This is a genomic window from Streptomyces sp. NPDC048057, assembly GCF_040653095.1.
Taxonomy (GTDB): Bacteria; Actinomycetota; Actinomycetes; order Streptomycetales; family Streptomycetaceae; genus Streptomyces.
The window spans coordinates 182,517-207,750 of sequence record NZ_JBEZNF010000004.1; the positions used below are offsets into that span (position 1 = coordinate 182,517).

A 25,234-nucleotide genomic window follows, 5' to 3' on the forward strand; every position below is an offset into this window, starting at 1 on the left:
CCCGCACTCCCGGGTGATCAAATGAGGGATGACCTCCTTCTGGACGGGCGAACGCGTACGGCTGCGGGGCATCGAGCCCGACGACTGGACGGCGTTCATGCGCTTCGCCGTCGACGAGGAGGGGCTCGGCGACCTCATACAGCCCCCTCGATCCGCCGAGGAACACCGAAACTGGACGCGGGAGCGCGCCACGGCCGGAGCGGGGGACGGCGATCGGTTCCAACTGGCCGTGGAGGCCGTCGACAGCGGCGAGATCGTCGGCGCGGTCGGGTCGCACCACGCCGACGCCCGCGCTGGCTGGTTCGAGTACGGCGTCACCATCGGCGCCACCCATCGACACCGCGGCTACGCGTCGGAAGCCGCCGTCCTCCTGCTGCGCTACATGTTCAGCGAGCGGCGCTTCCACAAGTGCCAGGCGCGGATCCTCGCCCACAACGAGCCGTCATTGGCGCTCCACCGCCGGCTCGGCTTCGTCGAGGAGGGGCGCCTTCGGGACCACGTGTTCACGGCCGGTCGGCACCACGACCTCGTGTTGATGGGCATGCTCGCCGAGGAGTTCGCCGACAAGTTCGCCGACGCTCAGCCGGCGGCCTCCGTCCCTGCGGCCTCCGGTGCAGCGCCGTCCGCCGGTGCAGCGCCGTCCGCCGGATAGGAGAAGTCGTACACGACGACCTCGGCCACAGGGACGTAACCGACGCGCTGGTACAGGGCGTTGCTCGTGGGGTTCGCCGCGTTCGTGTACAGCACGACCTCCTTGGCGCCCGCAGCGAGCGCGGCCCGGCTGACCTCGACCGTGACGGCGCCGGCGTAGCCGCGTCCGCGCAGGTGGGCCGGGGTGTACACGGGGTCGATCCGGACCTGGCCGCCGACCAGCGGATTCACGCCGGCCATGGAGACGGGCGTGCCGTCCGGGGTCTCCCAGTACGTGTAGTGCTTCTCGGCGAAGCGCGTGCCGGCCCAGGTGTCGGCGTCGATGGTGACGTCCTCGCCGACGTCCGCGGCGAACTCGCGGCACCACTGCATCAGGTGCTCATGCTCCGGCTCGCCCACCAGTCGGCCGCGCCCCTCGGGGAAGGGGTCCGGCGGGGTGAGCGTGCCGAGCCGGTTCAGCCGGAGCCGTACGCGCGGCGCGTACGTCGCGCCCGTACGCCGCTGCCACGCCTCGGCGAAGGCGTTCGCGGTGCTCTCCTCCGCGGTGACGTGGGGCAGGGTGTGCCCGAGGGAGAGCAGGTGCGCGGCGAGGCCGTCAGCCTGCTCGGGGGTGAGGGCGGTGGGGCTGAGGCCGCCGCCCGAGAGGCGGTGGAAGGTGGCGCGGACCTCGCCGTCCGACTCCAACCGGCCGAGGACGGGGGCCTTGGGGCCGTACGCGCCGGGCCCCTGGGTGCGCAGCTTCTCGGTGACCGAGAGCGGTGTGGTGTGCAGGACGGGGTCGGAGCGCAGGAAGTCGCCGGCGTGGGCGAGGAAGTCGCCGGCGTCGTCGGTGAGGTGCCACTGGTGTTGCGAGTGCTGAGCGTGCTGCGGGTGCTGGAGGTCTGAGCGCATCCCCCATGCTTTTCGAGGCGGAGGGCGCGCGCCAATGGTTTTCCGTAGGGCAATCGCCGTCAATCGACGGCATTCCGCGACATAGGGGAGCCCGCCGGCCCGGGCCCCGGCTACACCGTCAGGCGTGCCGCGCCACGACCCCCTCGACGATCCGCAGCAGCCGTTCCCCCGCCCCGTCGATGCTGCCGTTCTGCGTGCTGACCTGCGCGCCTTCCAGTACGAAGGTGATCTCCGCCGCGGTCTGTTCGGGGTCGGGCAGCCCGGCCGCGGTGCACATCCCGACCAGTCGGCGGGTCTGGAGCGCCTTGTGCTCCTCGATCACCCGCCGTGCGGGGTGGTCGCGGTCGGGCAGTTCGGCGATCGAGTTGATGAACGGGCAGCCCCGGTGCGAGATCGCCGGCAGCCCGTCGGCGATGAAGCGGGCCAGGCCGAGGATCTGCTCCCGGGGCCGGTCGGGATGTTCGGCCTCGACCCGGTCGAACGCCGCCTGGTAGTCCGCGGCGACGATCCGCAGCCACTCCGCGACCAGTGCGTCCTTGGTCTCGAAGTGCCGGTAGATCGCCATCTTGGTGGTCTCGGCCCGCTCGGCGATCGCCTGCACGCCGACCCGTCGGATCCCTTCGCGCTGGAAGAGCTCCTCGGCCGCGTCGAGGATGCGCTCGCGCGGCGGCAGTTTCGCCACCCTGCTCGGTCTGCTGGCGGTCGATGCCATGACTACCCGCTCGCTCGTTCTCTCACATCCGGGCATCCGGACGTCTGGAGGTCCGGTGTGACGGCCGGTGTGGTGCGGACCGGCCCGTTGCACCCCTGTTACGGTACCAGCACGTCCCGAGCGATACCGATGGGTACCGTAAAGAACCGAACGGTATCGATCCGGCGATCCGTCGTCGACGACTGGACTGGGAGAGGGACTGTGAAGGTTGCCGAGTACGTGAACTTCGACGCGGTCGGACTGGCGGAGCTGATGGCCCGGGGCGAGGTGGCCCCCGACGAGGTGGAGGCAGCCGCGCGCCGGGCCGCGTACGTCGTCGACGCACAGATCAACGCGGTCGTGGAGACCTGGCCCGCCGACAACGCCCTCACCCCCCGCAGCACCTCGCCCCTCGCCGGTGTCCCCTTCCTCATCAAGGACATCGCCGTCTTCATGGCCGGCCGGCGCATGGAGCTCGGCAGCCGGCTCGCCGCCGGCCACACCGCCGACGTCGACTCCGCCCTGATGCACCGCTTCCGCCGCGCCGGCCTCGTGACGTTCGGCCGCACCTCCACGCCGGAGATGGCGTACAGCAACACGACGGAGCCGGTGCTGTACGGCGCGACCCGCAACCCCTGGGACACGCAGCGCAGCGCGGGCGGTTCCAGCGGGGGCGCGGGCGCGGCCGTCGCCGCCGGCGTCGTCCCGATCGCGCACGCCACCGACGCCGCGGGCTCGATCCGCGTCCCCGCCGCGCACAACGGCCTCTTCGGCCTGAAGCCCACCCGCGCCCGGGTCTCCGCGGGCCCCCACTTCGACGAGGTCTTCAACGGCCTCGCCGTCCACGGCAGCGTCAGCCGCTCCGTACGCGACAGCGCGGTGCTGCTCGACCAGATCCGCGGCCCGGAGCCGGGCGACCCCTACGTCGCGCCCGAGCCGCCGCGCCCGTACGCACAAGAGGTCACCCGCGACCCGGGCGCACTGCGCATCGGCGTCCTCGCCCAGGCGTGGGGCGGCCACCGCACCACCCCGCCCGTGGCCGACGCCCTCGCCCGCACCGTCCGCCTCCTCGAATCGCTCGGCCACCGGGTGACGGAGGTCGGGGCGGAGGTCGACCTCGGCGTGGACTGGGACGAGTTCGTGCTGGCCAGCGCCCGCCAGTGGACGGCGAACCTCACGGCCTCCATCGACGAACTGGCCACCGCCTTCAGCCGGCCGATCGACTCCACCACCCTGGAGCCGCCGGTCCTCGCGAGCTACGCGTACGGCCGGGGCGTCACCGGCCCCGAACTCGTCGCCGCCCTCGCGGTCCGCAACCGCGTCGCCCGCACCCTGGCCGGCCACTTCACCGCGTACGACGTCCTGCTCACCCCGACGACCCCGGACCTCCCGGTCCCCCTCGGCACCCACGCCGAGGGCGCCGAGTCCCTGGACGGCCTCGGCTGGCTCCGCCGTCTGCTCGACCACTCCCCCTTCACCGCTCCCTTCAACGTGTCGGGCACCCCCGCGATGTCCGTCCCCGCACCGCCCGACCCGACGACCGGCCTCCCGATCGGCATGCAGTTCGCGTCGGGTTACGGACTGGAGGGCCGCCTGTTCCGCCTCGCGGGTCAGTTGGAGCAGGCGAGCCCGTGGGCGGACCGGAGGCCGCCGGTGTGGGCGGGGAGCTTGGCGGGCGCGCACTAGGTCGTGTCTTCGAAGTCCCGTCTGCCTGGCGGGGTAACCGACTCCGATCACCCCGTACGGGAGGAGGGGCGCGGCGCCGATCAGCGCGGGGATGGGGGGAGCCAGCGCGGGACGCGCCTTCCGCGCAGGGACGGCACCCAGCGCGGGAAGACCCGTCCCCAGGGACGGACCAGGCTCCACCGTGGCGTCCAGCCCCAGGACTCCAGGGCGAGCCAGATCAACGACAGCCCGCGAGCGGGCCTTTGAGGTCCGATGTTGCCGTCCCATCACATGCTCATGCAGTGCTGACCATGTTGCGGAGGCACTCTCGTCGCCATGGTGACCTCCGGGAAGAACGGCGCGACGACCACCACCGGTACGAGGCGTCCGTGACACCGGCCCACCGCCGGCCGAGCCGACGCGGCGTCCTCGCCCTCGGCGGAGGGCTCGTCCTCACCCCCCTGTCGGCGGCCCTCCTCCTCCGACCGGACCGGCCACCGCGGCAGGCACCCGCTGCGCCGCCACCGTCACAGGGCATCCGTCGAACGTCGGCCTCCCCCGCCGCCAGCCCTCCCGGGTGGATGGAAGGCATCTCCCGAAAGCCGATCGAAGCGAACTTCACCCCGGGCGGCCGGGAGGTGCAACGGGGCCTGATACTGCACGTCCAGGAGGGCGAGGGATCTCTCTTCGAGCGCTTCTCCGCCCCCGGGACGCGGAGTTCGGCCCACTTCTGGGTGTCGCAAGCGGGTGAGATCGAGCAGTACGTATCGATCCACGACCGCGCCTGGACCCAACGCGCGGGCAACGCCGACTGGGCCTCGATCGAAACGTCCGGCTTCACCGGCAAACCCCTCACCCCAGCCCAGATCGAAGCCGTCGCCCACGTCTACACCTGGGGCGCCCGCGTCCACGCCTGGCCCCTCGAAGTGACGAACACCCCCCAGGGCCGCGGCCTCGGCACCCACTCCATGGGCGGCGCCGCGTGGGGCGGCCACGCGTGCCCCGGCCCGCGACGGGCGGCACAGCGCGACGCCATCATGAAGCGCGTGCGGCAGTCACTACGGACGTGACGGCACCGAGCGCGCGGCGACATTCCGTCGCACCGCAGCACCAGCACCAGCACCAGCACCAGCAGATGGATACCGGCTCCAACCTGTGGCTTCGGTTCTCCAGGTCGAAACCTGGTCCACCCCTGGTCCGCAGACACTGGTCAGCGACGTGCCAGAGGGGAATCAGAGAGGGACAGGCCACATGCGGAAGGGGTGCCCCTCAGCGCGGGGCACCCCTTCTGACCAGCGCATACGCTGATCTGCACGCGGTGGGTGTGGGATTTGAACCCACGGTGACTCGCGCCACGACGGTTTTCAAGACCGTTCCCTTAGGCCGCTCGGGCAACCCACCCAGCGCCCCGCCTCGTCCGGCGCGGAGCGGGGTACAGAGTACCGGCTGGAGGGGCTCGGTGCGGAGGAGTGTCCACCGGAGGGTGGGGCTGGGCCGGGAGGGGAGTGTGAGCTTTGGGGTCAGTTCGTGGCTGGCGTGGGTGTGTCGTCAGCCTTGATGTCGAAGTTGATCTGGTCGCCTTCGACCGAGGTCACCTTGACCGTCACGCCCAGGGTGCTGCCGTCGCCCGCCGTGAGTTCGCACCGGGTGGTGGTGTCGACCTTGCCGGCGAGGTCGTCGGGGCAGGTGACCTTCGGCTTCGGCTGACCCGTCGTCTCGGCGAGCTTCTCGGCCACCGTGTCGGCCAGCTTGTTCTTGGACATCTTCGCCTCGGACGTTCTGACCTCGGCCTCGGCCGAGCACCCGACGAGCAGTGCACTGGCGGCCACTGCCGTGAAGATCGACGTTGCTGCGGTCAACCGGGTTGCGGTCATGGTGGACTCCGGTCCGGGGATCTGGGCGGGAAGCAGGAAGCCTACTCGGCGCGTTGGCCTCGTTCTCTTGGGGTGCCGGTACGCGGGAAGGGCACACGTCGCCTGCCGCACGAGCCCCGCGGCTCGCATCGGCCGTGCCGATGGCCGCCAACGGGCCTCAATTGGGTACGGCTTGTACGCGTTTCCGCGCGGATATCGGAATGCGCACCGAGGCTCGATGAGGAGCCGCTGACGCCCCCAACAAGGTTGTGTTCACCGGTTGCTGGGCGCGCGACGGGTGAGGCACGACCGTAGCGGGGGGTGCCATGGGATCCGGAAGCTCCGTCGAGCAGACGCTTGCCAGTTCGTCGAGCGACAAGAAGCGGGCGGCGGGCTACCTGGAAACGGACCTGGTGCCGAGCACCCGGGCGGGCGGCCGCGTGGCGAACGGCGGAGGAGCCGTGGGGCCTCTCCTCTTCAGGAACGCGCAGGGCCCCGCCGACGCGTGGTCGACGGGGCCCAGGGGTGTCGCGTCAGCTGTCGCCGGTGCGGGAGCCGAGGGTGACCGGGGTGGTGGATTCCTTGCCGTTGCGCTCGTAGGTGAGGGTGACCTGGTCGCCGGGCTTGTGGTTCCAGATCTCGCTGATAAGGGTGGGGCCGCTGTCGATGGGCTTGTCGTTCAGCTTGGTGATGACGTCGCCCGGCTTCAGGCCGGCCTTGGCCGCGGGGCCGTTCGGCGGGACGGCGGGGGCGCCGCCGGTGCCCTCGGGGGCGATCTTGGCGCCGGTGGTGGTGGGGTCGGCGATGCCGATGACGGCGCCGATGACCGGGTAGACCGGCTTGCCGGTCTTGATGAGCTGCTCCGCGACGTTCTTCGCCTGGTTGATGGGGATGGCGAAGCCGAGGCCGATGGAGCCGGCCTGGGACTGGCCGAGGCCGCCGCCGGTGGACTGGATGGCGGAGTTGATGCCGATGACCGAGCCGCGGGAGTCGAGGAGCGGGCCGCCCGAGTTGCCGGGGTTGATGGAGGCGTCCGTCTGGAGGGCGCTCATGTAGGAGTTCTTGTCGCCGTCGCCGGAGGCGACCGGGCGGTTCTTCGCGCTGATGATGCCGGTGGTGACCGTGTTGGACAGGCCGAAGGGGGCGCCGATGGCGATGGTGGAGTCGCCGACGGCGACCTTGTTGGAGTCACCGAGGGCGAGCGGGGTCAGCCCGGTGGGGGCGTCCTTCAGCTTCAGTACGGCGACGTCGTAGCCCTCGGCGCGGCCGACGACCTCCGCGTCGTACGTCTTGCCGTTCGAGAACGTGGCGGAGAGGGTGCCGTTCTCGGCCGCGGTCGCGACGACGTGGTTGTTGGTGAGGATGTGGCCCTGCTTGTCGTAGACGAAGCCGGTGCCGGTGCCCGTGCCGGAGTCGGGTCGGCCGCCGAGGTCGCCGGAGCTGTCGCCGCCGCCGGACTTCGCTTCGATCGTGACGACGCTGGGCAGCGCGTTCGCGGCGACCGCGGCGATCGTGCCGGGGTCGCGCTTGAGGTCCTTGGGGATCTCGGAGGCGGTGACGGTCGTCGAGTCGTCGGGGCCGTCCTCGCGACCGCCGGCCCAGAAGCCCGCGGCGCCGCCGACGGCGCCCGCCACCAGGGCGGCGACGAGGACGGCGGCGGCCAGGGCGCCGGGGCGCTTGCGCGGGGGCTTGGCGGCGGGCTGGACCGGGGCACCCCAGACCGTGCCGTCACCGCTGCCGGGGGCCGCGGCGTGCGGAGGCGGGGGCGGGGGCCAGGCGCCGGCCTGCGCATGACCCACGCTCTGGCCGTACGCCGTGTCCTGCCCGTACGCACCGGACTTGCCGTGCGCCGTGTCCTGCCCGTACGCAGCGGACTGTCCGTGCGCCGGGGGCTGGCCGTGCGCCGGGGGCTGGCCGTGCGGCGCCGCCTCGCCGTACGCCGCGGGCTGCTGCTCGGGCGTCGCGTCCTGCGCCGGAGCCTGGTGAACCGGGGCCGGCGGGGCCGGGGCCTCAGCCGCGGCGTCCTGCACCTGCGTCGCGTCCTGGCCGTACGCCGGGGGCGACGGCGGGGCGGGGGGCGCGGGAGCCGCTGGCGGGGCCGGCGGCGGGGGCGGGCCCTGAGGAGCGGCTGCCGGCACGGGAGGTACGGACGGGGCGGCCGGCTGCGCAGTGCCCTCGTGGCCGTCGTTCTCGGTGCTCACGCTTTTCTCCTCTAAGGTCCACAAGCTCTGGTCGGCCGGAAAATCCGCTCCGCAGCTGTCTCAGACAAGCATTTCCCAAGGCCCGTCAGGCCACTGTAAGCAGGAGCTGTGCGTATCCCGGCATTCCCTTACAACGGACATAATGGGCGCGCCGTCAGCCACGCCGCCCACCGCGCCGCCAACCACTCCGGCCACGGCGCCAACGGCCGCACCGGCGCCCCGATCCGACACCCCCACCCCTGCCCCGGCCCGCGCCGGTGACACCATGACGCGGTGACCCCAGCACGGCAGCCCCACATCCAGGTCGTGGCCCACCGCGGTGCCTCGGAGGACGCCCCCGAGCACACCCTGGCCGCGTACATGAAGGCCATCGAGGACGGCGCCGACGCGCTCGAATGCGACGTGCGGCTCACCGCCGACGGCCATCTCGTCTGCGTCCACGACCGCCGCGTCAACCGCACGTCCAACGGCCGGGGCGCCGTCTCCGCGCTGGAACTCGCCGACCTCGCCGCGCTCGACTTCGGTACGTGGAAGGGGCGCGAGGACTCCACCGAGAGCCCCGACTGGGGGGATCCGTCGCTCACCTCCGTACTGACGCTGGAGCGGCTGCTGGAGCTCGTCGCCGACTCCGGGCGCCGCGTGGAGCTGGCGATCGAGACCAAGCACCCGACGCGCTGGGCCGGGCAGGTGGAGGAGAAGCTGCTCCAGCTCCTCGGCCGGTTCGGGCTCGCGGCGCCCGCGGGCCCGGAGGAGTCCCCGGTGCGGATCATGAGCTTCTCGGCCCGTTCCCTGAACCGGGTCGCGGTCGCGGCACCCACCCTGCCCACCGTCTATCTGATGCAGTTCATCGGGCCCCGGCTGCGCGACGGGCGGCTGCCGGCCGGCTCGCGGATCGCCGGGCCCGGCATCCGACTGGTGCGCAACCACCCCGGGTACGTCGAGCGGCTGCACCGGGCCGGCCAGCGGGTCCACGTGTGGACGGTGAACGAACCGGAGGACGTGGAGCTGTGCGCCCGCCTCGGCGTCGAGGCGATCATCACCAACCGGCCGCGCCAGGTGCTCGCCCAACTCGGCCGGGGCTGAGTCCCGCATCAGCCACGGCTGAGTCCCGCCTCAAGAACGGCTGCCCGAACCCAAGAAGAACCGCGGAGAGACGAAGCACACACGGGACGCCCGTCGACCGCGACGTACCGTCGCATTCGTACCCCTACGGTGCGGTTCACCACCCTCCGCCCCACCATGCTTGGCCAGGGCAACCACTACGGGGAGTGCACCGGCGCATTCGTAACGTACTCGCCGGTCAGTCGTGCCCCACCGGGCGGCTCCGGTCCGGTTTCCGGTCCAGTCCAGGGGGGCATTCAGACGGTGGCGTGGGGCAAAGGAGGTCTCGGGGGTGGCGTTGGTGGTGGCACAAGAAGTGCCCACGTCGTCGAGCATGGCCGTACCCCATGGCCCTGCCGGCGTGGGCGAGGCGCGACACCGCATGCGCGAGCAATTGCGCCTGGGCGGAGTGCCCGAATCGGTCGTCGACGACGCGATTCTGATCCTTTCCGAACTGCTCAGCAACGCCTGCCGGCACGGCAGACCGCTGGGGCGTACGGAAGTGGGCGACGGGGACGTGCGCGCCGCGTGGCGCGTGGATCTGGACGGCCGGCTGATGGTCGAGGTCACGGACGGCGGCGGGCCCACCCGGCCGGTGCCGTCGACGCCTTCGGTCACCGCGCGCGGCGGTCGCGGGCTGAACATCATCACGGCGCTGGCGAAGGACTGGGGCGTGCGCGACGACCCCGCCGGCGAGGTGACCGTGTGGGCGCTCGTTACGGATGGACAGCGCCACGACCGTTTCGCTACGCGCGTCACACAGGACGGACACAACTGACCGGGGGCACTCCGGAGACCAGGGAGCGGGCGACCCACAAGGGCCGTGCGCCCCCGTGCACCACCCGGCCGCCCCGCCCCACCAGCGGCACGCGCCCCGGTCTCGGGTGCCGCGCCCCCGCCCGCGGGGCGGACGACTAGGCTCGCCCAAGCACCGCACCACGCATCGCCGCATTCGGGAGAAGCCGCACCATGGCCAAGAAGCGCCCCCAGACCAAGGCCGCCAAGCACCAGCCCCAGGGCCGCGGCAAGTCCGCCGGCAGCGCGGCCGAGTCCGTGCCCGTGGTCGGCGCCCGCGAGCCCTGCCCCTGCGGCTCGGGCCGCCGCTACAAGGCGTGCCACGGCCGGGCCGCGGCGCACGCCGTGACCGAGCGAGTGCAGCGGCCCTTCGAGGGGCTGCCGGGCGAGTGCGACTGGGTGGCCCTGCGCGAGCTGGTCCCCGCCGCCACCGTGGAGCTCGCCCTCAAGGACGGGCTGCCCGACGGCGTGCCGTCCGTGACGCTGGCGACCGTGCTGCCGATGGCCTGGCCCGCGCTGCGCCGCGACGACGGCTCCGTCCTGCTCGGCCTCCAGAACGACGGCTCGTCCGGCGACCTCAGCCGCGACCTGGGCGAGACGCTGGCCCGTGCGCTGCGCACCGAGCCCGGCAGCCCGGTCGGCGCCGAGCGCGCCGCCTCCGACGAGGGCGTACGGCTCCAGGACCTGCTCGACGTGGACGCGCCGTTCGCGCCCGTGGTGCACTCCGGCTTCGAGTTCTGGGTGCCGGACGCGGAGTCCTCCACGCCGGACGTCGCCGCCTCCCTGGAGCGGGCGAACGCCGCGGCGATCCCGACCGTCAAGCTCGCCGGCGTCGACGCCGCGTACTGGTGCGAGACCCCGGAGAAGAACCACCTGCGCTGGGTCATGCCGCACGCCGAGGAGAAGCTGCTCGACGCGCTCGCCCGACTGCACACGGCCGGCCGCAGCTCGCTGGGCGAGGGCACCCGGCTCGTCGGGTCGTTCCGGGCGCACGGTCTGGTCGTCCCGGTCTGGGACCTGCCGACCGGAATGGGCGCCGAGGAGTGCGAGAAGCCGGCCGCCGAGTTCGCCGAGCGACTGGCGGAGGCACTGGAAGCTGACGCTCCGCTCAGTGCGGACGAGCGTCGGGCACGCGGTGGACTCACCAACCGTCAGGTCACCCTGAGCTGAACACGCCAAATATGGAGGCGGCCGGGAAACTGGCCGGAACGTGACGCCGACGGGAATCCCGGCCGCCTTCGGGCCCGGGACCCGCGGTTGAGCCCGGTACGCCGCGCGGCATTACCGGGTGACTCCAGTCACAACTCCCGCCACTGTCAGCCGTTTCCGTGTCCGAATAGCCGAGATCGAATTTGCGAACCGCAGATCTCTTGTTACCGTTCTTAGAGCCCGGTCGCTGGTGCATCCCCCGTCGCCAGCGACCGGGCCTCTCCATTTCCGGGCGCTGGATCGCCCGCCCCGGCCGGAACCTTGACGTCCGCTCAACCCCCGCCGGCCCGCGCGGAGTTGCTGCCGGCCCGCAGCAGCAGCCGACCGCCCCCGAGCCCGTTCGCCGCCGCCCCGGCCGCCCCGTCGACCGCCGGATCAGCGGTACCGTCGGCCGCCGCGAACTCCGCCACCGCCGAATAACCGGCACCGCCCCGGGAACGCTCTCTCGGGGTCTCGCAGACACCCGGCTCATCACCTGCTTCGACGGTGCAGTTGATCTGTAGCGTGCGTCCCTGCGGACCCATCAGAGTCAGTACGGAAGTCAATTCCGCGCCCGTGGCATTCCGGTAGTACGTACGTGCCCATGTGGCAAGGCCATCGGCCAGTACACACGTCTGGGCTTCCACTCCTTCGGGCGAGGTGAGTTCCGGCCCGCAGTGCACTCGGACCTGCGTTCCTTCAGTTCCTTGAGTGGATCGAGTGATCTCCGTGGCCACCGAACTCTGAGTGCCGCGAGCGCCCCGCGCACCTGGAGTGCCCTGGGAGACGCCGGCGGTGGTCACGGACGGCGCGGGGTGGGGGCGGCCGGCGGGCGGTCGGAGCGACGGTCCCGGATCGGTGCGTACGACCCCGTACGCGCGCTCCGCGCCGCCAGGCACCCCCTGGCCCCGCGCCGCCAACGGCACCAGCGCCGCGGCCATCACGACGGAAACCAGCCCGACCACACGGACGGACACGGACATGGGTCACCTGCCGATCGCGCGGACGGCGCGGGGAAGCGGGAACGCGGGGGAGCACAGAAGCGGGAAAGAGGCGGAGAAGCACAGAAGGGGCCGGCTCCACGCCGTGCCGGGGGCACGTGCGAGGGGCAGCGGTGGGGCGACGATAGCGACGGAGTGCGGGCGCACGGCGAACCGCGCACCCGATTCCCGTACAACTCCGGCCCACTCCTACCCGATCGGGTGACCCGCCCCGCGACGCCGCCCCCGGTCGCCGCCCGTCGGGCTCCGCCGGGCGGCGACGAGGCGGCGCGCCGCTTGCTCGCGGCGCGCCGTCAGTCAGGTCGTCATTCCCGTGGCCGGACTCAGTAAGTCAGTCGGCTTCCCTCGTCCGGAGCGCTCGTGCTCGCCTCGACCAGCGCGTCCACGACCGCCTCCACGTCCGGCAGCCACGGCGCGGCCGAGCCGGGCAGCGGCGCCCGCTCCCAGCGGACCTGCCCCGTGCCCGTCTCCGACGGCGGGAGCACCACGTAGCCGCCCTCGCCGTGGAACCGCAGCGAACTGGGCACGCAGTCCTGCGCGAAGAGCAGCTCACCGAGCTGTTCGAGGGTGTACGGGGCCACCAGCAGCGACCACCGCGTGGGCGTCGCCACGACGGGCCCGAGCCGCATGTCCATCCGGTCCAGCTCCGCCAGCGCTCTCGCCCCGGCCTGCGCCGGCAGGCTCACCGCGCAAGGCGCCGCGCCGCCGGTGGCCAGAACGATCGGCGCGTTCGGCCGGTTCGTCCACCACCAGCGGAGCATGCGCTCGTCGGTCGTCGCCGCGAGGACGGAGGGGTCGAAGGGGTGCGCGCCGGGGACGACGCACTCGGGGTCCGGGCAGGCGCAGCGCCGCCCGTTGCCGCCGCCCGCCGCGGGCAGTCCCACCCCGGGAATGACGGGCCACCGCCATGCGGCGCAGGTCAGCGCCGCTTCCAGCGGTGCAGGCTGTGCCGGCCCCTTCTTGCGCCACAACCGGAGCCTGCGTCGCTTTCCGAGGATCTCGCGCATGAGCGCTCGTTCCTTTCCGTTGAACGCCGAGGTCCACATCACACCATGTGTGCAGCTTTTCACTGTGCGTACGAATACGCCCTGCATGTACTTACTGCGTGCGTGTACGTACGTCGTCCTTCGCATGTAACGCGGGTACTCGTACGTACGGATCGGCTGGTCGGCGCGTCACCACCCGTGCCGTCGGCACGGACGTCCCTCGGTGGCCTGCGGCAGGATCGCCGCCCGAGGGTCCAACGTGGGCCCTACTCCATTAAACGCACGGCGGGGAATGCGCGCTCAGTGCTTGCGTGTCCCGTGACCGACACCACCGAGTCAAACCCGCACACACGGGTCGATCCGGCACTTCCCCACATCCCGGGGGTCTGCCCGGGGTTCTTTCCCGGGTTCCGTCTCGGCCCTACGGACAGTAGGACGTCGGAGCCCGTCGCCAGGTTCCGGACGATGCCAACTGACCGCCGGACGTCACCCTTTTCGTACCCACCACGTTCGGTATGACGCGCCCGTGCAGTCGCCCTCGGCGACGCCCGCCCGGGCATCGCGCCCCGGGGAATCCGCTGAAGGATCACTGTCAAGCGCGTTCAGTCGACCGCAAAGAGCGGCAGCCAGGTGCAATTTCCAGCCAAGTTCGCGATACATGCATGCCCGGAACCGACCGTACGGCCAGGCTGGAAACGCTCCGTCAAGAACACCCCAAAGCCTTCCCAAAGTCCCGTAGACACCATCAATCCCACTGGTGCAATGCTGGACATCCCCTTACATCTGCGTGTAGATGTGGACCCATTGTCAGGCACGCGAAATGACACGGGGGTTTGCGATGCTATTGCATGAATTGCGCCCATTGGAAAGACCACTCCCGTGAGCGCCCCTCACTTTCCGAAAGTGGCCGGAATCGACTCTCCGAGTCCTCACTCCCCGCACACTGCGGCGACTTCGGCGGCCCTCGCTGAAGGCGTCACGGCGACGCCGTCCGACCGGACCGCTCCCGACGAAGACGTCGCAAACGATGCCGCACACACGGCAAACGCCGTCACGGACGGTGGCCCGCACGGCGCCCCGCTCCACGACCGGCTCGCCGGCTGGGTCTCCGAGCTGACCACCCTCCACGAACTCACCGAGCGCCTGGCCGCGACCGGTTCGCTCGACGACGCCCTCGACGAACTGCTGCGTGCCGGCGCCGCCCTCATCGGCGCCCGCCGCGGCCTGGTCGTCCTCGAACCGCCCACCGGCCCGACCGACGTCACCAGCCCGGCCGGTCCGACGAGCCTCACGAGTCTCACTCGGGGGTACGGGCTGTCCCACGCAGAACTCGGCCACATCGAGACCGTGCCGCGCGCCCTCACCGCGTACGGCCGCATCCTGGAGGGCCACCGCGACCCGGCCGGGCACCCCGCCCCCGAGGCCGTCGCCCACCCCGACATCCTCGGCGACGCGACGCTCGACCCGCTGCGCCGGGAGGTCGCCGTGCGCCTCGGCTGCGCCGCCGCGTACACCCAGCCCCTCGCGTCCGAGACCGCGGGCACCCTCGGCGCGGCCGTCTGGCTCTACGACGAGCCCGCCGCCCCGGTCGACCGCCGGCGCCATCTGATGCACCTCTACGTGCGGTACGCCACCGAGCACCTGGCCCGGCTCATCGAGGTGGCCCGGGCCCGGCAGACCGTCGCCACGGTCGCCGAGGAACTGCTGCCGAGCCGGCTGCCGCGGGTGCCCGGCGTACGGCTGGCGGCCCGGCACCGCACCGGCCCCCTCGGCGGCGGCGACTGGTACGACGCCCTGCCGCTGCCGGAGGGCGCGCTGGGGCTCGCGGTCGGCTCGGTCAGCGGGGCGGGGCCGAGCGCCCTGGCCGCGATGGGGCGGCTGCGCGCGTCCCTGCGGGCGTACGCGGTCATGGAGGGCGAGGACCCCGTCGCCGTCCTCTCCGACCTGGAACTGCTGCTGCGGCTGACGGAGCCGGCACGGACCGCCACCGCGCTCTTCGCGTACGCCGAGCCCGCCGCCGGCAAGGTGGTGCTGGCCGGGGCCGGGCACACCCCGCCGCTGGTGGTCGGCGACCGGCGCACGGAGTTCGTGGAGACCTCGCTGTCGGCGCCGCTGGGGATGCTGTCCTGCTGGGAGGCGCCGAGCATCGAGGTGTGCCCGCAGCCGGGAGAAACGGTGCTCCTGTACACCGACGGGCTGCTGCGGCGCGGCGGCGACCCCATGGACCGGGCCTTCGCCCGGCTGCACGCCGCCGCGGCGAGCGTGCCGAGGGCGGCCCGGGAGGACCCGGGGGCGATCGCGGACCACGTGCTGCACGCCATGGTGCCGGCGGACGCCGCGGGACCTGCCGGGCCCGACGTCGTCCTGCTCGCCGCGCGCTTCGACTGACCGGATCCAAAGGCCCCCGGCCGGGACCCGGCCGGGACCAGTGGTACACCCGAAATGTCTGACTCCTCACACCTGTGGAGAGCGTCTTCACAGGACACATACGATGGACGTCGGTCCGATGACGCATCGAGGAGGCAGACGTGGCCGAAGAGCTCAACCCGAGCACTCCGGAAGAAGAAGAGCAGCCGGCCAAGCCGCGCAAGAACGGCCTCTACCCGGACGTCTCCGAAGAACTCGCCGCCAACATGGCGAGCGGCTGGGCGGACACCGAGCGCCACGACCTGGCGCCGATCCCGCAGGCCCCCCACACCGCCGACCGCCGCGCCGCCCTGTCGCAGCGGTTCCCCGGCGAACGCCTGGTGGTCCCCTCCGGGAAGCTGAAGACCCGGTCGAACGACACCGAGTACCCGTTCCGCGCCTCCACCGAGTACGTGTACCTCACCGGCGACCAGACCGAGGACGGCGTCCTCGTGCTGGAGCCCACGGCCGACGGCCACGAGGCCACGGTCTACCTGCTGCCCCGCTCCAACCGGGAGAACGGCGAGTTCTGGCTGTCCGGCCAGGGCGAGCTGTGGGTCGGCCGCCGCACCTCCCTCGGCGAGGCCGAGCAGCTGCTGGGCCTGGCCACCAAGGACGTCCGCGAGCTGGCGGACGCGCTGCGTGAGGCGACCGGCCCGGTCCGCGTCGTCCGCGGCCACGACGCCGGCATCGAGACGGCGCTGACCGACAAGGTCACGGCCGAGCGCGACGAAGAGCTGCGCGTGTACCTCTCCGAGGCGCGCGCGGTGAAGGACGCGTTCGAGATCGGCGAGCTGCAGAAGGCGTGCGACTCCACCGCCCGCGGCTTCGAGGACGTCGTCAAGGTCCTCGACAGGGCCGAGGCGACCAGCGAGCGCTACATCGAGGGAACGTTCTTCCTGCGCGCCCGCGTCGAGGGCAACGACGTCGGCTACGGCTCCATCTGCGCCGCCGGACCGCACGCCACCACGCTCCACTGGGTCCGCAACGACGGTGCGGTCCGCTCCGGCGAGCTGCTGCTCCTGGACGCCGGCGTGGAGACCACCACCCTCTACACCGCGGACGTCACCCGCACCCTGCCGATCAACGGCCGTTTCACCGAGCTCCAGCGCACGATCTACGACGCGGTGTACGACGCCCAGGAGGCGGGCATCGCGGCGGTCAAGCCGGGCGCGAAGTACCGCGACTTCCACGACGCGGCCCAGCGGGTGCTGGCCGAGCGGCTGGTGGAGTGGGGCCTCGTCGAGGGCCCGGTCGAGCGGGTCCTGGAGCTGGGCCTCCAGCGCCGCTGGACGCTGCACGGCACCGGCCACATGCTCGGCCTGGACGTGCACGACTGCGCCGCCGCGCGCACCGAGGCGTACGTCGACGGCACCCTGGAGCCGGGCATGTGCCTGACCGTCGAGCCGGGGCTGTACTTCCAGGCGGACGACGTGACCGTGCCGGAGGAGTACCGCGGCATCGGCGTCCGGATCGAGGACGACATCCTCGTCACGGAGGACGGCAACCGGAACCTCTCCGACTCGCTGCCGCGCCGCGCCGACGAGATCGAGACGTGGATGGCCTCGCTCAAGGGCTGACGAGCAGCGGCCGTGCGGAGGACGCGCGAACCGAGGTCCCTCAGGAGACCTTGAGGAGCGCGTCCTCCCGCCATTTCAGGACCTTGTCGAAGCTGACGACGGCGCCCCGGCCGGGGCGGTTGCTGAAGTCGACGTGGTCCGCAAGCTCCTCGATCAGACAGAGCCCCCGTCCGCCCTCTGCGAGGGCGACGGCCTGCCGCTCGGGTCTGTCCCGACCCTCTCTCGCCTCGCGGCCCTCCCGGCCCTCCCGGCCGTCCTGGCGCAGGCCGCCCGCGTGGGCGCAGCCGCCCTGCCGCGTCCTGGCGGGGAAACCCGGCCCGGAGTCGGCCACTTCGATACGACACCTCTCGCCGTCCAGATACGCCGTGACGCGATACGCCTCCGAGGCTCCCGACGGATCGCCCGGGGCCGGCCCGCCGCCGTGTTCGACGGCGTTCGCACAGGCTTCGCTCAGCGCGACGGAGAGGTCGAAGGAGATGTCGGGATCCACCCCCGCGGTCTCCATCGCACCGATGAGCAGTCGCCGGGCGAGCGGGATGCTCGCAGCTTCGCGCCGCAAGTGCAGAGACCACCAGATGCTCATGCTCTAGCCCTCCTGACTGCGGCTTGACATACCGATACGTATTGCCCCAGGGCACGGTCCGTAAGCGCGGAGTTGCTGTGATTGCGCTCATTCGGCGGAAGCGCGCCAGTGGCGCGAAGGTGTAGGGCCGGCCGGGGCGTGCGAGCCGACGGCGCGGGCCGACCGTGATCGTCCGGCGTGATCAAATCGGGCGTTACGGACCTGCCGTACCGCGCTCGGGGGCGTGGTGGGATGATGAGCCGGCCATGTCGTCCCTGTCGTTCCCACCCGGTGCGCCCGGTGCAGCCGCTCGAACCGGAGCCCCCGGTGAGCGCGCCGGCGCCGGTGTCCGGCTGCTGCGGGCCGCGGTGTTCGCCGCGGTCTGCGTCGCGCTGTCCGCGACGGGGCACGCCATCGCCGCCTGCGCCGGCGTCCCGTGGTGGACGGTGGCGGTGGGCTTCGCCGGAACGTTCGCCCTCGTCCTGCCCTTCGCCGGCCGGGCGCGCGCCCTGCCGGCCCTCGCGGTCGCGCTGGGCCTCGGCCAACTCGCGCTGCACGCGCTCTTCGGCGTGGGCCAGCAGCACCAGGTCCGCATCGGTCCGACAGCGGACGACGTGCTGCTGCGGATGGCCGCGAAGCTGGTGTGCGGTGTCGGCGCCGCGCCCCTCTCCCCCGCCGAGGCGCGTCAGGTCGTGACCGCGGCCGGGATCGCCCCGCCGACGGCGCACCCCGTGCACCCGGCGCAGGAGGCACTGGCCGGGCCCGAGCTGTTGCCCTCGCTGCCCATGCTGTTGGCGCACCTGCTGGCCGCGCTGGCGACGGGGTGGCTGCTGCGCCACGGCGACCTGGCGCTGCTCCGGCTGATCCGGCTGTCCGCCTCCTCCGCCGAGGAGGCGCGGGAGCTGATGGCCGAGGCGGGCCGGCTGCGCTCGTTGCGGGCGGCGCTCACGCTCGTACGAGCGCTGTGCTCCGGTCTCGTACGCCTGCCGGCGCCGGGCGTGCGCCCGGCGCGCGCGGTGGACGACCAGCCGCCGCCGGCCGCGGCCGAGGCGCTTCAGCACGCGGTGATCAGGCGCGGTCCGCCGGTCCGGTACGCCCTCGCTGCCTGACGCGGTCCGCTCGACGGGAGTGCGACCGCGGTGCCCGCGCACCTCGCGCGCCTCCGCGCCCCCTGGGTGAGGAGTGCCCTGCCGCGTACGCCCGGGCGCGCCCACCGTTCCTCCCACACCGTGGAGTGCCTTCACCATGAACGCTTCTTCCTATGCATCCCGTAAGCCCCTTTCGTCCCGCGCGTTGCGGGCCGTGGCCGTCGTGGCCGGTGCCGGGGTCGCCTCGGTGCTGCTGGCCGGGCCGGCCGCCGCGCACGTCAGCGTCCAGCCGCAGGGCGAGGCCGCCCGGGGCGGCTATGCCACCGTCTTCGTCAAGGTGCCGAACGAGCGCGACAACGCGTCCACCGTGAAGCTGGAGCTCAACCTGCCCACCGAGCACCCTATGACCTCGGTGATGCCGCAGCCCGTGCCCGGCTGGCGGGCCGAGGTCACCAAGACCAAGCTCGCGAAGCCGCTGACGGTGCACGGCAAGCAGGTCACCGAGGCGGTCTCCAAGGTCACCTGGACCGCGGACGGTTCCAAGATCGGTCCGGGGCAGTTCCAGCAGTTCCCGCTCTCCCTCGGGCCGCTGCCGGAGAAGGCCGACCAGGTCGTCTTCAAGGCGCTCCAGACGTACGACAACAAGGAGGTCGTGCGCTGGATCGAGGCGGCGGAGGAGGGCGGGGCCGAGCCCGAGTCGCCCGCGCCCGTCCTGGAGCTCGCCGCCGCGGAGGGCCACGGCCACGGCGCGGCCGGTGACGAGGCCGGTGACAAGGCGTCCGACCAGGCCGCGAAGGACGACTCCGACGACGGCACGGATGCGACTGCAAGGGTCCTCGGCGTGGTCGGCATCCTGGTGGGGGCCGCGGGAGTCGCCTTCGGCGTGCTGGCGGGCCGCCGGCGCGCCTCCTGACGACTCCCCGACCGACCGCACGCAACAGAACAGCACCCCTCCCAGAACTCCTCGCACTCCTCGAACCAGGACTCCCTCCATGCGCAAGAAGACCGCCCTGGCGGCAGCACTCGCCGCGACCGCCGTGCTCACTCTCTCCGCCTGCTCCACCAGCAGCACCAGCGGCAAGAGCTCCGTCGCCGAGGTCTCCGTACCGGAAGCCAAGCCGGGCACCGTGCTCGACCAGCCCTTCGAGAAGCCCGACCTCGTGCTCACCGACACCAAGGGCAAGCCGTACGACCTGCGGAAGGAGACGCAGGGCAAGCCCACCCTGGTCTTCTTCGGGTACACCAACTGCCCGGACGTCTGCCCGCTGACGATGAGCAACATCGCCATCGCCAAGAAGAACCTCTCCAAGGCCGACCAGGACAAGCTCCAGGTCGTCTTCATCACCACCGACCCGGAGCGGGACACCCCCGCCCAGCTCGCCAAGTGGCTGCCGGGCGCGGGCGACCCCTCCTTCGTCGGCCTCAGCGGCGACTTCGCGAAGATCCAGGCCGCGGCCAAGTCGATCGGCATCGGCATCGACCCGGCCAAGAAGGAGGGCGACTCCGTCGTCTCCATGCACGGCGCCCAGGTCATGGCCTTCTCTCCGGAGACCGACAAGGGATACGTCGTCTACGGCGAGGACACCACGCCCGACGACTACAAGAAGGACCTGCCGAAGCTGGTGCGCGGAGAGAAGCCGTGAGCCCCCGGCCACGACTCCACCGGCTCCCCTGGACAGCCGGTGCGGTCGCGGCGGCGCTGGCGCTCACGGGCTGCTCGTCGGGCTCCGACGACGGCGCGGACGGGGCGAGCGGCCCCGAACTGAGCGTCAGCGGCGCCTTCATGCCGCAGCCCGTCAGCGACATGGGCGCCGGCTTCCTGACCGTCCGCAACGACGGCGGCGCCGCCGACCGGCTGACCTCCGTCACCAGCCCCCTCTCCGACGAGGTGACGATCCACGAGTCGAAGGGGCAGACGATGCGGAAGGTCGACGGGTTCGACGTCCCCGCCGACGGGGAGCTGGCGCTCGAACGCGGCGGCAGCCACATCATGCTCGACCGGCTGAAGCAGCGACCGGTGAAGGGCGACAAGGTCACCGTCGAGCTGCGCTTCGAGAAGTCCGACCCGATCCGGGTCGAGCTTCCCGTCATGGAGCCGACGTACGTCCCGCCGAAGTCGAAGCCGTCGCAGGACGACGGCGGCTCGACCGGTACCGGTTCCACGACCAGTCACCACTGAGCGAAGGACGCGACGACACATGGCAACCACCGTCCCGGGCCGACGGGCACCGCACCGACCGCTGTTGGCCGCGGTCGTGCTCGTCGGCACCGTGCTGGCCGCGCTGCTGACCGCGGCCGGCCCCGCGAGCGCGCACGCGGCCCTCACCGGCAGCAACCCCGCGGACGGGGCGGTGGTCGCCACCGCCCCCAAGGAGGTGTCGCTCGGCTTCTCCGAGCACATCGCCATGGGGGACGACTCGATCCGGGTCCTCGAACCGAGCGGCAAGCGCGCGAACGCGGCCAAGGTCCGCGACACGTCGGCCGGCGGCAAGGTCTCCTACGCGGTCGACCTGCTGCCCGACCTGCCGAACGGCACCTACACCGTGGCCTGGCGGGCCGTATCCGCCGACAGCCACCCCATCTCCGGCGCGTTCACCTTCTCCGTCGGCGCGCCCTCGGCGACCTCGGTCTCCCTGTCCGACGGGGAGGCGGGTGGCGGGCTCGTCGGCGTGCTGTACGACGTCGCGCGGTACGTCGCCTACGCGGGCTTCGTGCTGCTGGTCGGCGCAGCCGCCTTCGTGCTGCTGTGCTGGCCCCGGGGCGCGTCCGTACGGCCGGTTCAGCGGCTCGTCGCGTACGGCTGGGTCGCACTGACCGTCGCCACCCTGGCGATGCTGATGCTGCGCTCCCCGTACACGGGCTCGGGCCGGCTCGCCGACGCCTTCGACCTGGACGGGCTCCAGGACGTCCTGGAGACGAAGACGGGCACGGCGCTCGTCTCCCGGCTGCTGCTGCTCGGCGTGGCGGCGCTGTTCGTCGCGGTGCTCTTCGGGGCGTACGCGCAGCGCGGGCGCGCCGCCGAACCGGCGGGCGACGACGGCGCGGACGGGGACGACGACCCGGGCCGCGAGCGACAGAAGGACCTCGCCTTCGGGCTGGGCGTGGGCGGGTCGGTGGTCGCCACCGGGATCGCGGCGACCTGGGCCCTGTCGGAGCACGCCTCGACCGGCATCCAGACCGGTCTGGCGATGCCCGTCGACGTGCTGCACCTGCTCGCCGTCGCGGGCTGGCTCGGCGGCCTCGCGGCGCTGCTGACGGCGCTGCACCGGGCGCCGTCGCTCGACGCGTCGGCGGTGCGGAAGTTCTCCCGGGTGGCGTTCGTCTGCGTGGTCGTCCTCGCCGTGACGGGGCTGTACCAGTCCTGGCGGCAGGTCGGCTCCTGGTCGGCGCTGACGGGGACGGACTACGGACGGCTGCTGATCGCGAAGGTCGTGCTGGTGGCCGCGCTCGTGGCGATCGCCCGGGTGTCGCGGCGCTGGACCGCGCAACTGGCCGAGGCTCCTGACGAGGCTGCCGAGACCGATGAGCCCCTCGACACGGAGGAGGCCGAGGGGACGGACGCCGTCGGGGATCCCGTACGCGCCGCCCAACTCGCCCGCCAGCGCGCCGCCATGGCCACCGTCCGCCGCAAGAAGGCCCGGGACGCCGATCCCGTACGGGCCCGGCTGCGCCGCTCGGTCCTCATCGAGGCGGGCGTCGCCGTGGTCGTCCTGGCCGTGACCACCGTCCTGACGGCCACCGAACCGGGCCGTACGCAGGAGGAGGCGGGTCGCTCGCCGGGCGCGTCCGCGTCCGCGTCGACGGGCGACGGTGCGCCGTCCGGGTCCAGCGGCCCGGCCGAGGTCGAGGTCCCCTTCGACACGGGCGCCGCGAACGGCAAGGGCACCGTACGGCTCACCCTGGGGCCCGCGCGCCCCGGCGGGAACGAGCTGCACCTGTGGGTCGCGGCGGCGGACGGCAAGCCGTTGGACGCGCCCGAGGTGCGGGTGTCGTTCACCCTCCAGGACAAGGAGATCGGCCCGCTGCCGGTCACCCTCGCGAAGGTGGCGCCCGGCCACTGGAGCGCGGGCTCCGTACAGATTCCGATGCCCGGCGAATGGCAGGTCAAGGTGACCGTGCGGACGTCGGACATCGACCAGACGACCGTCGACGAGCACGTGAGGATCGGCTGAGCGACCGTGGCACCCCTGGACTCCCGCAAGCCGCCGGTGGAACCGGCCGCAGCCCGCACCGACCCGTCCCCTGCGCCGTCCGCCCCCGACGGGCCGTCCCGGCGGCGGGTGCTCTCGACCGCGGCGGCGGCCGGTGCCGGCGGACTGGCGCTCGGCGGGGCGGGCGGCGCGGTGACGCACGCCGTCACCGCCGACGACGCGCCGACCGCACTGACGTCGGTCGGCGCGACGGCCGTGCCGTTCCACGGCACCCACCAGGCGGGCATCACCACCCCCCTGCAGGCCCACGGCCAACTGCTCGCCTTCGACCTGGCGGCGGGGGCGGGCCGCAAGGAGGCCGCGGCCCTGCTGCGCCGCTGGTCGGCGCTGGCGGCGGCGCTGATGGCGGGCGACCCCGCCCCGTCGGCCGACACGGGCGTGGCCCTGGACGCCGGGCCGTCCTCGCTGACGTTCACCTTCGGCTTCGGCCGCACCTTCTTCGACCGCACGGGGCTGACGGCGCGGCGCCCGGCCGGCCTCGACCCGCTGCCGGCCTTCTCGTCGGACCAGCTCGACCCGCGGCGCTCCGAGGGCGACGTCTGGGTGCAGATCGGCGCCAACGACGCGCTGGTCGTCTTCCACGCGGTGCGCGCGCTCCAGCGGGAGGCGGGCGGGGCGGCGCGGGTGCGCTGGCAGATGGCCGGCTTCAACCGGGCGCCGGGCGCCACGGGCCGCCCGATGACCGCGCGCAACCTGATGGGGCAGGTCGACGGCACCAACAACCCGAAGCCCGCCGACCCCGACTTCGACGAGCGGATCTTCGTCCCCGCCACCGGGAACGCGCCGGATTCGCAGTGGCTGGCGGGCGGCTCGTACGCGGTCGTCCGGCGGATCCGGATGCTCCTCGACCCCTGGGAGCGGCTGTCGCTGCCCGAGCAGGAGCGGGTCATCGGGCGGCGCAAGTCCGACGGCGCCCCGCTGACGGGCGGCTCCGAGACGACTGCGCTGGCGCTCGACGACCGTTCCGCGGACGGGCAGTTGGTGATCCCGTCGAACGCCCACGCGCGGATCTCGGCGCCGGAGCAGAACAACGGCGCGGCGATGCTGCGCCGCCCCTTCTCGTACCACGACGGCGCCGCGGCGGACGGGTCGCCGGACGCCGGGCTGCTCTTCGTCTGCTGGCAGGCGGATCCGCTGCGGGGCTTCGTGCCGGTGCAGCGCAGGCTGGACCGGGGGGACGCGCTGTCGGTGTTCGTACGCCACGAGGCCAGCGGGCTCTTCGCGGTGCCGGGCGGCCCGGGCCGGGGCGAGTACGTGGGCCAGCGGCTCCTGGAGGCGTGACCGCCGTCCCCGCCGCGGCCGGCCGTGATCGATCAGCCGGCCGCGGCGGGGGTGCGACACGTTCTAGGGTGACCGTATGTCAGCCACGCGGTACACCTACCTGGGTCCCGAGGGCACCTTCACCGAGGCCGCCCTCCGCACGCTGCCGGAAGCCGCCACGCGGGAGCTCGTCCCGATGGTCTCGGTCCCGGCCGCGCTCGACGCCGTACGCAACGAGGACGCCGCGGCGGCCCTCGTGCCGATCGAGAACTCCGTCGAGGGCGGGGTGACCGCCACCCTGGACGAGCTGGCCGCGGGCGAGCCGCTGATGATCTACCGCGAAGTGGTGCTGCCGATCGCGTTCGCGCTGTTGGTGCGGCCGGGGACGAAGCTCTCCGACATCGCGACGGTGACCGGGCACCCGGTCGCCCAGCCCCAGGTGCGCAAGTGGCTGCGGGCGAACCTCCCGGACGCCCTGTGGGAGTCGGCCGCCTCCAACGCGGACGGTGCGCGGCTGGTGCGGGAGGGGCGGTACGACGCGGCCTTCGCGGGTGAGTTCGCGGCGGCGACGTACGGCCTGGAGCCGCTGGTCAAGGACATCCACGACGCGCAGAACGCGGAGACCCGGTTCGTCCTGGTGGGGCGCCCGGCGCGGCCTGCGGCGCCGACCGGCGCGGACAAGACGTCGGTGGTCATCTGGCAGCACGACGACCGCCCGGGCGGGCTGTTGGAGCTGTTGCAGGAGTTCGCGGTGCGGGGCGTCAACCTGATGCTGCTCCAGTCCCGTCCGACGGGCGCGGGCATCGGGAACTACTGCTTCGCGATCGACGCGGAGGGCCACATCTCCGACCGGCGCGTGGGGGAGGCGCTGATGGGGCTGAAGCGGATCTGTCCCGAGGTGCGGTTCCTCGGTTCGTATCCGCGGGCGGGGGTGCTGCCGGCGGACGTCACCGGGCCGCGGCCGGGGACGTCGGATCCGGAGTTCACCGCGGCGGCGGACTGGCTGGCCCGCTGCCAGGACGGCCGCCCCTGACCGGCGTCCGCCGGGCCCCTGCGGGGGCTTCCACCGGGGTGCCCGCCGGGCCGGCGCTGACCGGAACTGTC

At 72.8% G+C, this 25,234-nt stretch carries 22 protein-coding genes and 1 tRNA gene; 15 read left to right on the forward strand and 8 right to left on the reverse strand.

The genetic code is table 11. The features are described 5' to 3' along the window. Positions 1 to 28 precede the first annotated feature (28 nt). On the forward strand, positions 29 to 652 hold the full coding sequence (locus AB0E05_RS06165; RefSeq protein ID WP_361959543.1) for a GNAT family protein: 624 nt from the start codon (positions 29 to 31) through the stop codon (positions 650 to 652). Here AB0E05_RS06165 and AB0E05_RS06170 read toward each other — a convergent pair. Together AB0E05_RS06170 and AB0E05_RS06175 are read right to left on the reverse strand one after the other, a co-directional pair. Further along, positions 580 to 1,542: a GNAT family N-acetyltransferase gene (locus AB0E05_RS06170; RefSeq protein ID WP_361959546.1), complete on the reverse strand. Its 963-nt coding sequence runs from the start codon at positions 1,540 to 1,542 to the stop codon at positions 580 to 582. The genes AB0E05_RS06165 and AB0E05_RS06170 overlap by 73 nt on opposite strands. Before the next feature lie 118 nt (positions 1,543 to 1,660). Next, the gene (locus AB0E05_RS06175; RefSeq protein WP_361959549.1) at positions 1,661 to 2,254 is read right to left on the reverse strand and encodes a helix-turn-helix domain-containing protein; all 594 of its coding nucleotides are present in this window, start codon (positions 2,252 to 2,254) and stop codon (positions 1,661 to 1,663) included. Positions 2,255 to 2,455: 201 nt separating this feature from the next. On the opposite strand from AB0E05_RS06175, the gene AB0E05_RS06180 reads away from it, so the two are divergent. Both AB0E05_RS06180 and AB0E05_RS06185 read left to right on the forward strand, forming a co-directional pair. Beyond that, positions 2,456 to 3,919, forward strand: a complete 1,464-nt coding sequence (locus AB0E05_RS06180) for an amidase (RefSeq protein ID WP_361959552.1) — start codon at positions 2,456 to 2,458, stop codon at positions 3,917 to 3,919. A 560-nt stretch (positions 3,920 to 4,479) separates the two neighbouring features. Beyond that, entirely contained in the window at positions 4,480 to 4,968 is a 489-nt protein-coding gene (locus tag AB0E05_RS06185) for an N-acetylmuramoyl-L-alanine amidase (protein WP_361959555.1), read from the forward strand. 246 nt (positions 4,969 to 5,214) lie between these two features. Here the strand turns inward: AB0E05_RS06185 and AB0E05_RS06190 are convergent. From AB0E05_RS06190 to AB0E05_RS06200, 3 genes are all read right to left on the reverse strand, one after another. After that, positions 5,215 to 5,299 (reverse strand) — tRNA-Ser (locus AB0E05_RS06190). A gap of 119 nt (positions 5,300 to 5,418) precedes the next feature. After that, positions 5,419 to 5,772, reverse strand: coding sequence for a DUF4333 domain-containing protein (locus AB0E05_RS06195; protein ID WP_361959558.1), 354 nt, complete (start codon positions 5,770 to 5,772; stop codon positions 5,419 to 5,421). A 512-nt stretch (positions 5,773 to 6,284) separates the two neighbouring features. Further along, positions 6,285 to 7,952, reverse strand: coding sequence for a trypsin-like peptidase domain-containing protein (locus AB0E05_RS06200; RefSeq protein ID WP_361959561.1), 1,668 nt, complete (start codon positions 7,950 to 7,952; stop codon positions 6,285 to 6,287). 273 nt (positions 7,953 to 8,225) lie between these two features. Between AB0E05_RS06200 and AB0E05_RS06205 the strand changes: the two genes are divergently transcribed. The 3 genes from AB0E05_RS06205 (at position 8,226) to AB0E05_RS06215 (ending at position 11,018) form a co-directional block, all read left to right on the forward strand. After that, positions 8,226 to 9,035, forward strand: a complete 810-nt coding sequence (locus tag AB0E05_RS06205; RefSeq protein WP_361959564.1) for a glycerophosphodiester phosphodiesterase — start codon at positions 8,226 to 8,228, stop codon at positions 9,033 to 9,035. 223 nt (positions 9,036 to 9,258) lie between these two features. Continuing rightward, positions 9,259 to 9,831, forward strand: coding sequence for an ATP-binding protein (locus tag AB0E05_RS06210; RefSeq protein ID WP_361959567.1), 573 nt, complete (start codon positions 9,259 to 9,261; stop codon positions 9,829 to 9,831). Between the two features lie 191 nt (positions 9,832 to 10,022). Continuing rightward, positions 10,023 to 11,018, forward strand: a complete 996-nt coding sequence (locus AB0E05_RS06215) for a DUF5926 family protein (RefSeq protein WP_361959569.1) — start codon at positions 10,023 to 10,025, stop codon at positions 11,016 to 11,018. Between the two features lie 311 nt (positions 11,019 to 11,329). Here AB0E05_RS06215 and AB0E05_RS06220 read toward each other — a convergent pair whose 3' ends face one another. Both AB0E05_RS06220 and AB0E05_RS06225 read right to left on the reverse strand, forming a co-directional pair. Next, positions 11,330 to 11,467 (reverse strand): hypothetical protein, encoded by a 138-nt coding sequence (locus AB0E05_RS06220; RefSeq protein WP_361959572.1) that lies wholly within the window; start codon positions 11,465 to 11,467, stop codon positions 11,330 to 11,332. An 893-nt stretch (positions 11,468 to 12,360) separates the two neighbouring features. Continuing rightward, positions 12,361 to 13,044, reverse strand: a complete 684-nt coding sequence (locus AB0E05_RS06225; protein WP_361959575.1) for a bifunctional DNA primase/polymerase — start codon at positions 13,042 to 13,044, stop codon at positions 12,361 to 12,363. 831 nt (positions 13,045 to 13,875) lie between these two features. On the opposite strand from AB0E05_RS06225, the gene AB0E05_RS06230 reads away from it, so the two are divergent. Both AB0E05_RS06230 and AB0E05_RS06235 read left to right on the forward strand, forming a co-directional pair. After that, the gene (locus AB0E05_RS06230) at positions 13,876 to 15,411 is read left to right on the forward strand and encodes a PP2C family protein-serine/threonine phosphatase (RefSeq protein ID WP_361959904.1); all 1,536 of its coding nucleotides are present in this window, start codon (positions 13,876 to 13,878) and stop codon (positions 15,409 to 15,411) included. A 140-nt stretch (positions 15,412 to 15,551) separates the two neighbouring features. Further along, positions 15,552 to 17,009: an aminopeptidase P family protein gene (locus tag AB0E05_RS06235; RefSeq protein WP_361959578.1), complete on the forward strand. Its 1,458-nt coding sequence runs from the start codon at positions 15,552 to 15,554 to the stop codon at positions 17,007 to 17,009. A gap of 40 nt (positions 17,010 to 17,049) precedes the next feature. Here AB0E05_RS06235 and AB0E05_RS06240 read toward each other — a convergent pair whose 3' ends face one another. Next, the gene (locus AB0E05_RS06240; protein ID WP_361959581.1) at positions 17,050 to 17,592 is read right to left on the reverse strand and encodes an ATP-binding protein; all 543 of its coding nucleotides are present in this window, start codon (positions 17,590 to 17,592) and stop codon (positions 17,050 to 17,052) included. 245 nt (positions 17,593 to 17,837) lie between these two features. On the opposite strand from AB0E05_RS06240, the gene AB0E05_RS06245 reads away from it, so the two are divergent. From AB0E05_RS06245 to pheA, 7 genes are all read left to right on the forward strand, one after another. After that, positions 17,838 to 18,680: a hypothetical protein gene (locus AB0E05_RS06245; RefSeq protein ID WP_361959584.1), complete on the forward strand. Its 843-nt coding sequence runs from the start codon at positions 17,838 to 17,840 to the stop codon at positions 18,678 to 18,680. A gap of 136 nt (positions 18,681 to 18,816) precedes the next feature. Continuing rightward, positions 18,817 to 19,572, forward strand: coding sequence for a YcnI family protein (locus AB0E05_RS06250; RefSeq protein WP_361959587.1), 756 nt, complete (start codon positions 18,817 to 18,819; stop codon positions 19,570 to 19,572). A 79-nt stretch (positions 19,573 to 19,651) separates the two neighbouring features. Further along, a complete protein-coding gene (locus tag AB0E05_RS06255; RefSeq protein WP_361959590.1) occupies positions 19,652 to 20,302 on the forward strand; it encodes an SCO family protein in 651 nt (216 codons plus the stop codon). 56 nt (positions 20,303 to 20,358) lie between these two features. Next, on the forward strand, positions 20,359 to 20,838 hold the full coding sequence (locus AB0E05_RS06260) for a copper chaperone PCu(A)C (protein WP_361959907.1): 480 nt from the start codon (positions 20,359 to 20,361) through the stop codon (positions 20,836 to 20,838). A 19-nt stretch (positions 20,839 to 20,857) separates the two neighbouring features. Further along, a complete protein-coding gene (locus AB0E05_RS06265) occupies positions 20,858 to 22,831 on the forward strand; it encodes a copper resistance protein CopC (protein ID WP_361959593.1) in 1,974 nt (657 codons plus the stop codon). 36 nt (positions 22,832 to 22,867) lie between these two features. After that, complete coding sequence (gene efeB, locus AB0E05_RS06270) at positions 22,868 to 24,151, forward strand: iron uptake transporter deferrochelatase/peroxidase subunit (protein ID WP_361959910.1); 1,284 nt, start codon at positions 22,868 to 22,870, stop codon at positions 24,149 to 24,151. A gap of 76 nt (positions 24,152 to 24,227) precedes the next feature. Next, positions 24,228 to 25,163 carry a prephenate dehydratase gene (gene pheA, locus AB0E05_RS06275; protein ID WP_361959596.1) on the forward strand — a complete coding sequence of 312 codons (936 nt, stop codon included), beginning with the start codon at positions 24,228 to 24,230 and terminating at the stop codon, positions 25,161 to 25,163. Positions 25,164 to 25,234 lie beyond the last annotated feature (71 nt).